Genomic DNA, 15185 nt, shown 5'->3' with positions numbered 1-15185 from the left:
ATCCTCAATCTTCCCTTTCTATGAATATTTGTATTTTAATACTAAATCAAGAAAGAACGAGGATAAATTCACACCTGTACGAAAAAACAAATGACACGTGTCATAACTTAAAATAAAATCATCACCCATACTAGGAAAAGCCCTATATTCTGTGAAAAACACAGATGGAATCCTTCATTTCAAAAAGGTTTCTAATATCAACGCAAACTGACTATTACAATTCTTACAAAACCTCTTTACTTATGATACGGTTCACCGTAACGGGTGTAAGTGCGGTTTTTATTTGCGAATTCATCTCTAAGTTTTATGTTTCTAACTTTATAGTGAATCGCTTTGCTTCTCTACTAAAAAGCTTACATATTTCATCATACACAACTCTTTTAACTTTAACTTCTGAGCCAGTCATATAAGGGACTCGATAACTTCCCGTATCAATATCATCAAAACAAACTTCCCACTTAGAATACTTCACCATGACCTCACCAGTTCTATCTATACCAACTATCCCTTCACCATTATCTGTAATCTTAATTCCGAGAACATCCAGAATATCTCCCCTAATACTTAGATAATCATATGGTCTAAATGTTAAATAAATATCCTCATGAATCTTAAGGTCGGAAGCAATTAATAGTGGAACTCTTTTCAGATCATCAATTTGACCAAATGCATGGTTTTCGTCATACAGCCTGTATTCTTCTTTGAGTTTCAGTAAAGGAACAACATCCTCTTCATCTGTGAATCCTACACCAGAAATGATGATTGTTGAATCTGTATTCTCTCCATAATTATTCTTATGCCTTTCTCTTTTACTATACCAACGTTCATAGTACGCTAATGAAATCCACTCTTGGGAATATACATCATTTATCGAATCATTAATTTCTTCAGGCATAGCAATATCCGATGGACGAGGAATAATTGAATTGCAATTGGCAATTATATACTCTATATCATCAATCAATATTTCATTCATTTCTTCTTCAATCATACTAAAGAATGGGTGTCCTACGAATCCATTGATAAACGCTTCTACTTCACGACTCATATGTTTCATGAATATATCGTAAAAATAAACATTTGGTACAAGAACGCTATATGACCTGTTGTATATAATATCTTGAAGGTTTTCTCGTGTCTCCTTATCGGTTATTTCAAGAAAATAATTCTTAGCAATATTACCAATATCAACGCCTCTATCCTTTAGCAAAGCAAATCTATTATCCGACTCAATTAATATTCCTATGAAATAATTAATATTGTCATCTCCACCATCATATGAGTGAACATACTCTTCATAATTTCTTTCACTTTTCAGACCAGTGATGTTCCTAATCAAGTAGTCTACAGTACCATTATCAGTGGGGTAAATACTTAGTATGTCATTTACTAAATTGTTTTCATGCAACTCTTCTTTAGTAAACCACCTTCTAATAAGCCACAATAAAACAATTAGTGAGTAGTCAATAAACAGATCCATCTTTTCAATATAACGCTTGAAAGGTTTTATGAAACATATACGATATTCTGGCTGCTCTAACATTTTGTCCAATGAAGAAATAATCCACCTATAACGATTTGCTTCGCCATACTTTAGACGAGTAAGTAATAGAAACATTGCTTTTTCTATAGAAGAGAGTTCTTTGGACTTTTCAACTATTTCCTCAGAGTTATAATCATATTGTCCTGAAAGTCTAAAATTAATTATCTCAAACAACGACTCCCAATACCGGATTATCAATTCACCATCATATCCAATTGCTGTTAAGGCATTTATTATTTCATCTCCTACTGCCAGATTATAGTCAACCGAATAAAGGTTATTATAGAAATACTCAAAAAAATGCTCCTCAGCAACTTCTCTATTATATTCTACTGCTTTTATATAATACGCTGTTTCAGTCAACCTATGATACCACCCATCTTTGTGATTCAGAAACATCGATACATAAATAAAAGCCATAACTCCTGAATCTAAAGATAAAGCATCAACAACTCTAAGTATTCTTTCTCTATTTTTATCATCGCTCCTTCTGTCATATGTGTGCTTTATTAGGTTACTAATAAACATTTTTGAGTCATTGTTCAACTCATGAATTGACTGCAAGTATATATAAAGTCCTTGAATTTCACTTTCCTTTATTCCAAAGTTCACAATATACTCAAGTATTTCCTCAAAGGACATTACATCAAAACTTGAATGCCTCACATGTTTATCATAACTAATTTTGTTTGCTCCATCTCTATCATAATTTCTACTTGAACTACGATCTAATTTAATTTCACAATTAAATTCTACGTTCAAGTCCTCACATAGTCCTTTTATTTCCTCATAATCATCTTTATAGATTCCATTTGGATATCTATTCAGTAATTCTCTCATGGAGAGTCTAGCCAATTCTATTTGAGAATTGGTAATTAGAACTCGTATGTTGTTTAAGTAACTACGTATAGTACTAGAACTCACATGATTAGGTCTCGTCCTGAAAAGAGCATTTTCTATCAGTGGGTCTACTTCACTATTCATAATTTCTAAAAGGCTATCTAAACTTTCTTCCAAAATCCAATAGTTTCGGGAGTCCAATAGTTCATAACTCAGATGTGTTAGAGCAATGTCTCTGTCAGTTCTAGCCAAAACTTCGAACCACTCTTTTTGATAAGTATTTGTACTTCTACCATCAGTATGATATACAACAGCATCAGCCAGTGGCTTAAGTCTCAAGATATTCTGAATGCCAGTTTCCTCATCAATTTTATAAATGCTTTCAACACTATCAATCAGCCGACTTAGTGTACGATCTTTTCTAAATGAATAAGACAATAGATACTCTACACCTCTTCGGAATTCAACTTTTGCTCTGTCTAACCGTCCACTCTTTGCAAGGATAATCGCGTGTTTCAAACTATAATCAGCCAAATAAGAATAAAATCTACGTTTATCCTCATCGCCTATTTTGTCTTCAAATATTTCCGTTAAAACTGCACAGTTTGTATCATTTGCTATTTCTAAGAACAAGTCGAAGAGTTTGTACGTTGGTAATGGACCACCAGTAGAACCACTTAGCGTAGTCATAGTTTCACTTGACATCTCAGCAATCAAACCAAGTATTGTACGCCATGTAGATTCATTTGAAACAAATTCAAGCGGGGATACTATTGACTCAAATATAATTGTCTCATACTTGTACAAATCACAAGTACGAGGCTTGCCCTTGAAGCATTCCATATCCTTGGTCAACCATGAATATGCTTCTATTAGTCTAGAATCATCAATCGACTCAGTTTCCCTTGCTTCAACAATTACTTTACTCACTTCATACACATATATGAGCCAATTATAATACCAGTTTCTATTTTCAATAGATTTAACAAACTCATTTAATTTATCTGAATGGTTTGTAATAATCCATTCAATGTTACTAAAATAGTAATCTAGCGCAATTAAAGTGTCATCAGAGTATGAATCTGAGTGTAATAATTTTTCAAATGCAGTATCAAGATATTGTTCATCAATTACATATTCACCAAAAAATACATCTATACTCTTTATCCAATGTTCTTGTTCTTGAAGTTGATTTACCAGTTCTTTTAATTCTTCAACTAGTCCCCTTCTTGAATATTCAGTTATTATTACCTCTCTGTGATCATATGCGCCTTCAACTGCAACTTTTTCAATATTATCAAGCATGTTTCGGCCAGTATCTAAACATGCACAAATAAAGTATTTATACTCTTCTAATCGCTCATCATGACTCTTTCGTTCTACTTGTTTAGATTTCTTTGATTCTATGAGTAACTTGATATACTCGTCCCATTCAGGAATGACGTTGTTTTCAGAGCAGAGATAACAGACTTTTAATCCTTCAGTGCAACTTAGTGCGTTTCGTCCTTCGTAGACTAAAATGTTTTTAAGTTTTTCGAATCCATTAATAAGACCTAATCCAAGATAATAATACTGCGAATTTTCATCAAATGAATATTCTAGACTGTAAATCATATTGCTCAATTCAGTACATATGATTACGGCACCATAATCTTTAACCTTACAAGAAGCCTTCATTAAAATCTCAAAATTGCTTTTTAGCGAATTAATGTTATTACCATAAAAAACGCTGTCAACAACAAATTCCTTATTGCAGTATTCTAGAATTTCATCATATCGTTTCGACTCAAAGAGAAGTACAAGTAAATTAAGATACGACTTTCTATCTTCATAGAAGCCTCTATTTTTCAACCAGTCTATAAGGTATGAATAAATGGCTTTATCTACACTAACTTCATTTTTTTCTAGTAATTCAAGAACATATCTCCTAAAACTCTCATGATAAATTATGTAGCCACCAGAACAACTATTGTAAGATAATATACTTCTAATAACCTCTAAACTTTCAGAGACATATGCACCTAAATAAGTAATCTCTTTAAGTTCAGATTCTGTTAATGGAAATGGAGAACCAGCCAAGATTTGTGGCACCCTTTGACTTTCAGAGAGTTTTGTCATTAAGAATGAATAGTAATTTTCCAAATTGTTATTATAAGTTGGGAATCCCTCAATCAATTCTCTTGTTATCATAACATGACTGTATTTAGATAATTCGTTCACCAAATACGTTAAATACAGTGGATTCCCTGAACTTTTTTCAATCAATAAATCCGATAACATGCAGTGATAATCCAGTTCAACATCTGTTAGTCCATTATTAGTAATAAACTCTTTTACTTCACCAATGTCCCAAGGCTTTACTGAAAATTCCTTAAAGTCATGATCGCATAAGTTAATAACCTCAGTAACTGGCTGAGATGCTAAAACAACTTTTACGTTGTCAGGAAACACCAAACGTGAGATTACTTCCACAATTTCAGTGTCAATTTGTTTCATTGTTTCTTTATGAAAACTATATATTCTACCAATGTGATCTAATCCATCGACAATTAATACTACTTCTTCTTGTATATGATTAATTAAAACCTGTAATTCATCAAAATCCACACCATATTTGGAAGACTTATATGACTCTAGGTATGGAAATGACTCAATAATGTCATTAATTAAATTCGCTAAAAAGATATTTATAGTTATTCTTTCTTTTTCATATAAGTCATCTATTCCTGTATAACAATAATGCTGAACAACTTTAATGTCTTGTTCATCGAGAAAGTCTATAAAGTTTTGAATGAACCAAGACTTTCCTGATCCGGGTTCTCCAAGTAGACCTACTTTATTGTTTATAAATACAAACTCCTTGAATTCATGATATTTTGTTGAATTCAGTACATTAATACCTCTATCAATCTTAAAACTCTGCTCAATGTTTCCGTAACTTTTCATCAGACCGAGGTCAAAAATCACTTTAGTTAGTTCAATGACTTCACCTCTCGCACGCAGTCCTTTAATGATATAAATTAAATGCATGGCGACATCAACTACTGATTTTTTGTCATTTGGAAATTTCCCAACACCAAAGAGCCTTAGGCTCTTTATAACTAAATTCTCTAAGTCGCCGGGATTAGCAAAATCTGTACTTGATTTCGGAAGATTCACTTCAATAGTTAAATCATTAATAAAGTTCTCAAATTCACATCTATTAATCTCCGTGGATTTCCCTCTTAATCGCCGCCATGACGAAATAGGAATTCCATCTGAAGGCCATATATTCTCAAGATCAATTTTTAGCACCTTAACATCATTACTTTGATAAAAATTAGTTATTTCTTGCTTTACCAAAAAATCAAGGTCTTGAGAATCCTCAAGTAGTTCCCATGCCAAACAAATCCTAATATCAATATTCTTGTCTTTAGGCAACTCTTGCCATGATTTAAATAATGTATCTAGGGCTAAATCATATTTTTCAGAAGACAAATCTGCTTTCTCAAATATTTTACTATCACTATACTTAATCTGTCTCTTCATTATTGAATCACTTGTAATAATTGTCAGATCATCAAACTTATCATTTTCTGATTCCTTTTGATCAATCTTGAAGATGGCACTATCATCAGTTAATAACATATTTATAATATGATATGCCGTAAATAAATCTTGATATTCATATCCTTTATGCGCATCTAATAAACTCACAACTCCACCCTCCATCAAATTTCTACATTTCTCCCTATATAGCAGAACCGCACTTACTTATGATACGGTTCCCCCCGATTAATCCTAAACCCCCGATAAACCTGCTCTAACAAGATCAACCGCATCAACTGATGAGGAAACGTCATCTTTGAAAACGACAATGCTAAGTCACTTCGCTTTTGCACATCATTACTGATCCCTAGTGATCCACCAATAACAAACACAATTTTGCTTTTTCCATATGTCGCGAGCTCATCCATTTTCGCAGCTAGCTGCTCGGAGCTTAGCATTTTTCCGTTGATTTCTAGCGTAATGACATACGTGTCTGGGGAAATTTGTGAAAGGATCCGTTCGCCTTCTTTTCGTTTGACCTCTAACATTTCCGCTTCGCTCATGTTTTCCGGGGCTTTTTCATCAGCAACTTCGATGACATCTACCTTTGCATACGCACCTAATCGTTTCAAATACTCCTGTATTCCTTGCTTTAAATATTTTTCTTTTAACTTTCCGACAGAAACAATCGATATCTTCATAAAGCACATTCCTTTTCGTTCTATTTTTTTCAAGTATATCAAAGGTTTATTAATTATCCTATTTATAGTAGAATTTACCTATATACAGTCATATGACAAATGATTCTGAATTGACATGAGAAGGATAAGAGCTACCTTTCACATATTTTCCTAAAGGTGGAAGTCCTTTCTAGATAAGGTTTCAACAAGGTTTTCTCGGGAAATATACCTACTAAAAGAAAGCGGGTGTTCTTATTTGGAAAACCGAAAGCAACTAGAATTACGGATTGAGCAGTTGAGAGTTAAAATGTATCATGCTTCTAAAGATAATTTAAATGATAACAAGGTCATTGAAATTTCACAGGAACTAGATGCGTTACTTAACGAACTGGACAAGCTCGAAAAATGAAAATGGACATACATGAAAAAACACTTCCGCATTTGAAAGTGTTTTTTCTATATGGATTATAAATTTTCGATAAATACCCGGATTACGTCGGCTCCACCTAAAAGCGTTCCGAGTGAGCTTCCCAGATTTGCGAATACAACAACAAGTAATATCCGCGTTACTTTGTTATTCCAGAATCCTTTTACACTATGGACATCGTCCGATAATCGTTCAAAATCAGCTACATTTGGCCGCTTTATATACGCTTGAACGAAGCCTGCAAACCAACCAGCTGCAAGGAGTGGGTTCAATGACGTAAAGGGTGCTGCAATAAATGCCGTCAGCACGGCTAATGGGTGCCCCAATGCGACAATCGTTCCAATTGCTGATAGCGATCCATTCCACAGGAACCAGCTAATTGCCTGCTGCAAACCGGCAGTTGGATTCGTGAGAAAGGTATATGCGATGAGCGCGAGTACGAAGATTGGAATAGCCCAGCCAATAATTTTTGGTGTCTTGGATTTTGGTGGACGCTCACTTAACTTCTTCAAATCATGCTCTTTCTCGATTTCCTTCGTAATCCCAGGAACATGAGCAGCTCCAAGCACTGCTACAACTTTTTCTCCAGGGGCATTTTTAATTTTTTGGGATAAGTATTGATCCCGTTCATCAATGAGTGGCTTTTTTAATTTTGGAAAGTGATCTGTGAACTCTTGAAGCATCGCATTGATTGTATCCTGCTGCTTCATCTTCTCCAGATCTTCCTCGGAAATTTTTTCATTGCTAAAAATACTGCCGACGACTTGCGTTAACAGCAATGCCTTCCCTTTCATTCCGATATTTCCCCAGACACGGGCAAAGGTAATTTGAATGTCGCGATCTGCTAGGACTAATTCAGCGCCTGTTTCTTTTGCGGATTCAATTCCTTGAATCATTTCCTGTCCAGGGTTAATGCCAAACTGCTTTGCCATCCGCTTTTGAAAGGATGAAATCGCTAAGTTCATTAATAATAGGGTCGCCTTTTTATCTTTTATCACTTGAAAAATATCCGTATCCTTCCACTTGTTTCCCTCTGTTATTGACTGATAGCGCTGCTCGTCCAGTTCGATACAAACAGCATCTGGTTTTTCTGCTTCAATTACTTCCTTCACTTGTTCAGCACTTTGCTTCGATACATGTGCCGTTCCAATTAGGATGTATTCTTTATTATTTATATGTAATCGGGTTATATTTTCTTCGGTCATGTATAAACCTTCCTTCACTGCGGGTACTATCCATGCTTCCATTCTAATACAAATATATACTAATCATAAACTAGAAAGTGCTTGGTGAGAACTATTATTTTATTCAGCTAATAAAGGAGGATGTATATTCCGTTTTTTCTGACTAAATTTATGCTATGATTACGAATAGAATAAGGGGGAGATTGTAGATGTTTGTATACGAGGTTGATGAACATATCACATTGCGACAGCTTAATTTACAGGATGCGAATCAATTATTTGCGCTAATCGATAGCAACCGAAGCTATCTTCGGGAATGGCTTCCTTGGCTGGATACGAATGTAAAACCAGATGATTCCATTGCTTTCATCGAACATATATTGCAATCCTATAAAGCAAAAAAGGGATTGACTGCTGGTATCTTCTATCAAGATAAGCTCGTTGGTATTGCTGGATTTAATTCGTTTGATTGGACGAACCGGATTGGCTATATTGGCTACTGGATTGGACAAGATTATCAAGGATACGGCATTATTACCAGCGTGGTACGGGCGTTGACGGATTATGCATTTACAGAAGCACAGCTGAATCGCGTCGATATCCGTGCTGCTTTTACAAATAAAAAGAGTCGGGCAATTCCAGAACGGTTAGGGTTTAAGGAAGAAGGCATACTCAGGCAATCGGAGTGGCTTTACGACCATTATGTGGACCATGTTGTTTATGGGATGTTAGCGAGTGATTGGCAGAAAAATTAAAAGGAGCTAGTCAATGAGTGAACAAATAACGTATAAAATATGGACGGTATGCATGGTACAAAAGGGCGATGAGGTTTTACTTTTAAATAGACAGCATGATGATTTTAAAGGGTTTATTCCGCCTGGAGGCAAGGTGGATTTTCCAGAAAGTATTGTCGATGGTGCGATTCGAGAAGTAAAAGAGGAAACTGGGTTAATTGTCCAAAGCCTTGTCTATAAAGGGCTTTATGAGTATGTGAACCCTGTCCGTAATGAAAGATATATGATATATAACTACATAACGAAGGATTTTACTGGTGAGTTACTCGAAAATAGTAAAGAAGGAAAGCCAAGCTGGATAAAAATAAACGAGGCAATGAATTTGCCGATGCAACATTCTATTAGGCGCAGATTTCCATTATTCTTTGAAGAGGGGACTTTCGAAATTCATGTCGAGTGGGACGAGGCGAGCAATCAAGAAGGTAACGTCTCGATTACTCGTACATAAGAAAGGGAAAATGCAGATGGATGTAGTATTTGGGCTGGTAATCCCGTTTTTAACTATCCTTGCAGGGGTTTGGTTTGGATTAATGAAGACATGTTCTTCTCCACCGTGGTGGAAGAGTGAAACTTGGCGAATCTTTCCGAGACAGACCGATTAAAAATTCATCGATCTGTCTCTTCAAACGTTATTTGGACGACCTCATTTGTCTGTGGGTTAAATTCAATATTGACAAAAACACCGAATTCTTTCGTTTCACCTTTTAGCCATAGCTTAAATTTTTCAACCGTGGATCCGTTGGTTGTTTCCTTGCCAATGTGGAGATAGTCAATAATCTTAGCAGATGGGTATTTTTCCTTTGTCTCCTGGACGGCAAGCTTCCCCCATTTTGCATAGGATGGAACGCCTTCATCCTGAACAGCATTTACTGCCTGTAGTGGAAGGGAATAACTAGAAATAAGTACAAATGCAATACCGAGAGCTAAACATAATTTTCGCATAGGTGCTTCCTCCTTTTGTTTTTAGGATGTGTCAATGCTTTGTTTTTATAATACGAAATTAAGGAGAGGGTAATTTTGACAAGGATATGCTTCATTCGTCATGGCGAAACAGATTGGAATTTAGCAAAACGAATACAAGGGAGTACAGATATCCCATTAAATGAGACTGGCAGAAAGCAGGCAGAACAATGTGCAGCCTATTTAAATGCTGCTGATTACGATGTACTCATACATAGTCCATTGAAAAGAGCAAAGGAAACAGCGGAAATAATTAATGCCAAATTACAATTACCAATGGTCGAGATGACTGATTTTCAGGAGCGTTCCTTTGGAGATGGCGAAGGTAAGACATATGCAGAAAGAGAGAAACATCCTGATGGTTTTCCAAACCAAGAGGAGCGGGCGGATTTTAATAAACGGGTCATCACAGCGGTTGAGCACGTTCAGCAAAACTACCCAGATAAACGTGTCTTACTTGTAGCGCATGGAGCTGTCATAAACGCGATTTTGTCTGTCTACTCCGATGGGGAAATTGGATCGGGGAAAACAACATTGTTAAACGCCTGCATTAGCAATCTTCATTTTGAGGAAGATAAATGGAGGATAGAGGATTTTAATCAGGTTGAGCATTTGTCTTAAAAATTTTCCGTAGATTGGAGATTTACAATGCCAATTTTAACTGATGAACAAGCTGTCCTTGCCGACCTTACTGCTACGTGTAGCCATTTATTTGGATTCACATTATTCAAAGCAGAGCCAATCAAAAGAGGCTGGCTTAATTTAAAATGGAAAATCACAACCGACTCAGGTGTATTTTTATTGAAGCAGTACAACAAAGAAAGGTTTAAAAAGTATAACCAGGAAGACCTCCTATTCGCGTTTGAACAACAAACCCGCTTGTTTGCACATGGATTGCCGTGTCCAGATTTATATACCTATCGAGGAAGCTCCTTCTTGAAGTCCGCTAAGGGGGAGCATTTCCTCCTGATGGATTACTATGATGGAAAGATACTGCCATCTGGGTCTTTAACTAAACATCAACTATATGATTTAGGACGATTAACAGGGAAAATGCACTGTATTCTAAATGATGGTTCGCTGAGAAGAGCTTCTCGTGCTCAATTTATTCCACCTAGCATAAAGGAACGGTTAGCACATTGGGAAGATACTAAGAAACGGGCCATTGCTACCGGGAAAGAGCATTTGCTGCCACTATTTGAAGCGCAAGCGACTGCAACAGAGACAGTTTGTCTGGAAGCGCTTCATACGAATGATACAGGCTGGGCACATCGTGATTTATGGGTAGATAATGTCTTATTTAAAAGAAATGACGTAGCCGCTATCCTCGATTTTGATCGACTGAAATACGATTATCCGCAGCTTGATGTTGCACGGGCAATTCTATCCGGCGCATTAGGCAGAGAGGGACTGAACACTGATTTTGCTCTTGCTTTTTTAGATGGATATAAGGAATATCATACTGTAAAGCAAGGTTTTTTAGCCAAATCATTATTGCTCCTATGGTATATGGAGAGTACATGGTGGGTACATCCGAAAATGGATGAGGAGGAAGGGCCGCCGCGTCGATTTCAACTGGAGATGGCTTGGCTTGCTGAGAATTTACAGCACTTGGGGGAGCGATTAGAGGGGAGATAAAGTATGGAATTAGATAATTTTCAAGAATATGAGGATCCAATTTTATATGATACCGAAAATGAAAGCTATTTGAGTGATCTAGTCTTTCTGAAAAAATGGGCAGCAAAAACGGAAGGGACACTGATCGACTTAGCATGTGGCACTGGAAGAGCAACGATTCCATTAGCACAAGATGGGCATCAGCTCATCGGAGTGGATATCCACCAGCAAATGCTTCATCAGGCAAAAAAGAAAGCTGTGAATTTACCGATTACTTGGGTAGAACAAGATTGTACGACCCTTGATTTGAAGCTGCAAAGCCCGTTTATATATATGGTCGGCAACTCCTTTCAGCATTTCCTGACAAACGAAGCGCAAAACATGTTGCTCCAGTCTGTAAATCATCATTTAGATAAAAATGGTGTTTTTATTTTTAATGCACGTTTTCCAAATAGTGAAGAATTACTTTCATCAAGCACCGAGGAGTATTGGAAATCGTATATCGATAACGGGGAAAAGGTTGATGTCTATACGATTAGCGAATATGATGCACTTCTTCAAATCCAGCACAATGTAACGATTCGAAAGTACCCTCATGGCAAGGAGCTCCATACGAGCATTCGTTTACGATATGTGTTTCCAAAAGAGATGGAGCGTTTGTTAGCGGAAAATGGCTTTGAAATTTTGCGTGTGTATGGTGATTGGAAGGAAGGTCCTTTAACGAATGAAAGCATGGAAATGATTTATGTTTGTAGGAAGAAGAAGTAAACGAATAGGGGGAGAGATTATGTCACATCAAGAAGCTTTACAGCAATATATTAATGCAACAAATACACATGATTTTTCAAATGTGAAGGATATACTGCATGAAGAAGCCGTTTATTGGTTCACGGACAAAACATGCGCCTCTATTGTAGATATTCAAGCGTACTTTGAGCATGCTTGGGATATGATTAAAGAAGAGGTTTATACCGCAACAAACGTCCAATGGATAAGCGTTGATCAGCAGTCAGCAACTTGTATTTATAACTTTATGTACGAAGGCTATCATCAGGGTAAATTTATTTCTGGCAGTGGTAGAGCAACGAATGTGTTTAAGCTGAATAAAAATGAGCAATGGAAGCTCGTTCATGAGCATTTGAGCAGCCTCTAATATTGGAAGAAGGAGGAGCGTGATGCGCTCCCCTTTCTACTTTCTGGTATTCGAATTATCGCAGGGAATGTTTTCTTTTATATGCAAATCGATAACTGATGTACCACTTCATACTGGCCATTCAGCGAGTCAACCACTTTTGTCATTTTTTCCTATCCTTCTTTTGTATCCGGTTGATATAAATCAAATGCATTGCCATACAAGTCTTCGAAACCTACACCTTTCCCACCCGGAACCGGTTGCGGTTCCCCCTGAAAGATCACGCCGCGTGCCTTCATTTCACGATAATCCTTTTCTATATCATCACTTAAAAACATAATCAACACTTGGTTTGCAGCTTGTCTGCCAATAATCTCTTCTTGCTCCGGTGTATCGGCTTTGACTAATTCTAGCCTCGTTTCATTTGCAGAACCTGGTGAAACGGTGAGGTACTTCCATCCCGGCGAAAACTCTATTTCGTCTCGAACGATGAACCCTAATTTTTTGGTATAATATTGTTTTTCTTCTTCAAGATCCTTAACTAAAATAGAAATTTGGGCTGCTTGTGTAATCATATCAATATGTCCTCCTTTCTCAATCACGTTACCATCCATTTTGACTACTACACTTTACCACAAAAAAGAGGACTTAATTTCTTTTAGATTGCTAAAATCTCTAAAGCTTAACATTAACAATTGCTTACGGTGTATTTTCAGCTACAAGGGGATTTCATTTAAAAAAGAGTTGCTGTTATATAACGACGATACTATGGTTACTAACTATCCTGCTTCGTTTGTTTGGTTATACAGTTTTTTCAAGATTTCCACACGATTTTCCAAATACCGCTATTCTTTAGCTTTCTAATCCCACTGCGCAATCATATCCGTCGTATCACTACTCAGTTGTCTATAAGCATTATCCGATAGGCTCGTCGCATCTTTTTGCTGGTCTAAAAGCAACTGGAATCCTTGCATATGCTTTGCAACTTTATCTGCGGCCTTTTTCCCTTCAAATTGCTCAACCGCGGTGAGGTGGAGGAGTAATTTACGCTCCGCATCCTTTTCAATATCACCCGATTGTTGAAGGGCCCCGATGTTTTGCTTCAATTGCTCCGTGTTCATCGTGTAAAGAAGATATTCTCTTCGAACTTCTTTAAATGCTTGAAGATCCTCGTGCCAATTTGATGCCATTTCTTCTACGGAATCTCCATTTTCAATCGCATCACGAATCCAACCATTTCCGATTAGATTATCAAAGAAGGAAATACCTGCGCTGTTCTCTGCTCGGAATTCAAAGTTTTCCGGGTACATATCATGCAGGGTTTTTACAATATGCAGTCCTGTAATTACAGGCTCATATGCTCGTTTATCTGTCACATGAATCTGTACGCCGTGACTTAATGTGCCACTATGTTTGGAGAAAGTTGGTGTAAACGATGCTGCTCGAAATGTGACACCAGGTAATTCCAATTGATTCAATGCCGAGGCGTACTCGGTACTATTCACAAATGGAGCACCAATGAATTCAAACGGCTTTGTCGTTCCCCGGCCTTCCGAAACATTCGTCCCCTCAATCAGTGCTGCACCTGGATAGACAAGCGCCGTATCTAACGTTGGCATATTCGGTGATGGCAGCACAAACTCTAAATCGGCATCATCATAGTACATTCCGCGCTTCCAGCCATCCATTTCTACAACGGTTAAATCTGCACCAATTTCGAATTCTTCATTAAACAAATATGCCAGCTCACCAACTGTCATGCCATGTTTGAGTGGAATCGGGTAATTACCGACAAAAGAAGCATATTCCGGATCAAGCACCGGCCCCTCTACATGATTGCCACCTAGCGGATTGGGACGATCGAGTACAACAAATTCAATATCATTTTCAGCTGCAGCCTCCATTGCATAGGCCATTGTATAGATATACGTGTAGAATCTTGCACCTACATCCTGAATATCAAATAGTAAAATATCAATATCCTCGAGCATTTCTGGCGTCGGTTTTCTTGTTTCACCATACAAACTATACACCGGTAAGCCTGTCTGCTCATCGATATAGTATTCGACATAATCACCTGCTTGGGCATCCCCACGAACGCCATGCTCTGGACCATACAAAGCGGTTAACTCGACATCCGGATCATGGAATAACCGATCAACAATGCTATTTAGTTCTTGATCGACACCTGTTGGGTTCGTGATTAATCCGACGCGCTTTCCTTCAATAAGATCCTTTTGTTGCTCTAGTAAAACCTCTACCCCAAGCTTGAGCGGCTTTTCACTGTCATTACCCGCATCAGCGTTAAGCCGATTGGTTGCAATTGCAGTTAACGAGCCTAGCACAACTAACAGCGTAGTTATTATCAAGAACAGCTTTTTCATCAGTTTTTCCTCCCTTTTGGATCTCTCATTTTTAAATTTGCGATGCATGTGAAGAAAGAGCACGGACTTATACCCCATGTGCAAATTTGGCTTCAG

12 protein-coding genes and 1 pseudogene are annotated in these 15185 nt (G+C 37.1%); 7 read left to right on the top strand and 6 right to left on the bottom strand.

What is annotated here, in order from left to right; genetic code table 11:
* Positions 1-304 precede the first annotated feature (304 nt).
* Both NYE61_RS14120 and rlmH read right to left on the bottom strand, forming a co-directional pair.
* Positions 305-6079, bottom strand: a complete 5775-nt coding sequence (locus tag NYE61_RS14120; protein ID WP_303447125.1) for an NACHT domain-containing protein — start codon at positions 6077-6079, stop codon at positions 305-307.
* A gap of 53 nt (positions 6080-6132) precedes the next feature.
* A complete protein-coding gene (gene rlmH / locus NYE61_RS14115; protein WP_303447126.1) occupies positions 6133-6612 on the bottom strand; it encodes a 23S rRNA (pseudouridine(1915)-N(3))-methyltransferase RlmH in 480 nt (159 codons plus the stop codon).
* 235 nt (positions 6613-6847) lie between these two features.
* Between rlmH and NYE61_RS14110 the strand changes: the two genes are divergently transcribed.
* Positions 6848-7000 carry an aspartyl-phosphate phosphatase Spo0E family protein gene (locus tag NYE61_RS14110; RefSeq protein ID WP_095314193.1) on the top strand — a complete coding sequence of 51 codons (153 nt, stop codon included), beginning with the start codon at positions 6848-6850 and terminating at the stop codon, positions 6998-7000.
* A gap of 56 nt (positions 7001-7056) precedes the next feature.
* On the opposite strand, the gene NYE61_RS14105 is transcribed toward NYE61_RS14110, so the two are convergent.
* Complete coding sequence (locus NYE61_RS14105; RefSeq protein ID WP_303447127.1) at positions 7057-8223, bottom strand: TraB/GumN family protein; 1167 nt, start codon at positions 8221-8223, stop codon at positions 7057-7059.
* A 188-nt stretch (positions 8224-8411) separates the two neighbouring features.
* Between NYE61_RS14105 and NYE61_RS14100 the strand changes: the two genes are divergently transcribed.
* Positions 8412-8957 (top strand): GNAT family protein, encoded by a 546-nt coding sequence (locus tag NYE61_RS14100; protein WP_303447128.1) that lies wholly within the window; start codon positions 8412-8414, stop codon positions 8955-8957.
* Between the two features lie 13 nt (positions 8958-8970).
* Positions 8971-9444: an 8-oxo-dGTP diphosphatase gene (locus tag NYE61_RS14095; RefSeq protein WP_303447129.1), complete on the top strand. Its 474-nt coding sequence runs from the start codon at positions 8971-8973 to the stop codon at positions 9442-9444.
* Positions 9445-9602: 158 nt separating this feature from the next.
* Here NYE61_RS14095 and NYE61_RS14090 read toward each other — a convergent pair whose 3' ends face one another.
* Positions 9603-9938 carry a YqzG/YhdC family protein gene (locus NYE61_RS14090; protein ID WP_095314196.1) on the bottom strand — a complete coding sequence of 112 codons (336 nt, stop codon included), beginning with the start codon at positions 9936-9938 and terminating at the stop codon, positions 9603-9605.
* A gap of 75 nt (positions 9939-10013) precedes the next feature.
* On the opposite strand from NYE61_RS14090, the gene NYE61_RS14085 reads away from it, so the two are divergent.
* Genes NYE61_RS14085 through NYE61_RS14070 form a run of 4 tightly spaced genes read left to right on the top strand, consistent with a single transcriptional unit; the run spans position 10014 to position 12726 of the window.
* Positions 10014-10577: a histidine phosphatase family protein gene (locus tag NYE61_RS14085; RefSeq protein WP_303447130.1), complete on the top strand. Its 564-nt coding sequence runs from the start codon at positions 10014-10016 to the stop codon at positions 10575-10577.
* 27 nt (positions 10578-10604) lie between these two features.
* Positions 10605-11594 (top strand): phosphotransferase, encoded by a 990-nt coding sequence (locus NYE61_RS14080; RefSeq protein WP_303447132.1) that lies wholly within the window; start codon positions 10605-10607, stop codon positions 11592-11594.
* Between the two features lie 3 nt (positions 11595-11597).
* Positions 11598-12341: a class I SAM-dependent methyltransferase gene (locus NYE61_RS14075; protein WP_118889328.1), complete on the top strand. Its 744-nt coding sequence runs from the start codon at positions 11598-11600 to the stop codon at positions 12339-12341.
* Between the two features lie 19 nt (positions 12342-12360).
* Positions 12361-12726 (top strand): nuclear transport factor 2 family protein, encoded by a 366-nt coding sequence (locus NYE61_RS14070; RefSeq protein ID WP_118889327.1) that lies wholly within the window; start codon positions 12361-12363, stop codon positions 12724-12726.
* Between the two features lie 152 nt (positions 12727-12878).
* Here the strand turns inward: NYE61_RS14070 and NYE61_RS14065 are convergent, their stop codons facing one another.
* On the bottom strand, positions 12879-13280 hold the full coding sequence (locus NYE61_RS14065) for a VOC family protein (RefSeq protein WP_339315761.1): 402 nt from the start codon (positions 13278-13280) through the stop codon (positions 12879-12881).
* A gap of 549 nt (positions 13281-13829) precedes the next feature.
* Positions 13830-15089: pseudogene (locus NYE61_RS14060) on the bottom strand (DUF1343 domain-containing protein); the annotation flags it as partial.
* Positions 15090-15185: the final 96 nt, after the last annotated feature.

The organism is Oceanobacillus sp. FSL W7-1304, from assembly GCF_037969805.1.
In the GTDB taxonomy this organism is placed as follows: domain Bacteria; phylum Bacillota; class Bacilli; order Bacillales; family Amphibacillaceae; genus Oceanobacillus; species Oceanobacillus profundus.
The sequence above is the reverse complement of the archived record's forward strand: the minus strand, read 5'-3'. Positions and strand labels throughout refer to the sequence as shown.

What these genes read in the sequence shown, in the direction of transcription:
- NYE61_RS14070 (WP_118889327.1), top strand. Translation starts at nt 12,361, where the DNA reads ATGTCACATCAAGAAGCTTTACAGCAATATATTAATGCAACAAATACA.
- NYE61_RS14075 (WP_118889328.1), top strand. Translation starts at nt 11,598, where the DNA reads ATGGAATTAGATAATTTTCAAGAATATGAGGATCCAATTTTATATGAT.
- NYE61_RS14095 (WP_303447129.1), top strand. Translation starts at nt 8,971, where the DNA reads ATGAGTGAACAAATAACGTATAAAATATGGACGGTATGCATGGTACAA.
- NYE61_RS14080 (WP_303447132.1), top strand. Translation starts at nt 10,605, where the DNA reads ATGCCAATTTTAACTGATGAACAAGCTGTCCTTGCCGACCTTACTGCT.
- NYE61_RS14065 (WP_339315761.1), bottom strand. Translation starts at nt 13,280, where the DNA reads ATGATTACACAAGCAGCCCAAATTTCTATTTTAGTTAAGGATCTTGAA.
- NYE61_RS14105 (WP_303447127.1), bottom strand. Translation starts at nt 8,223, where the DNA reads ATGACCGAAGAAAATATAACCCGATTACATATAAATAATAAAGAATAC.
- NYE61_RS14090 (WP_095314196.1), bottom strand. Translation starts at nt 9,938, where the DNA reads ATGCGAAAATTATGTTTAGCTCTCGGTATTGCATTTGTACTTATTTCT.
- rlmH (WP_303447126.1), bottom strand. Translation starts at nt 6,612, where the DNA reads ATGAAGATATCGATTGTTTCTGTCGGAAAGTTAAAAGAAAAATATTTA.
- NYE61_RS14100 (WP_303447128.1), top strand. Translation starts at nt 8,412, where the DNA reads ATGTTTGTATACGAGGTTGATGAACATATCACATTGCGACAGCTTAAT.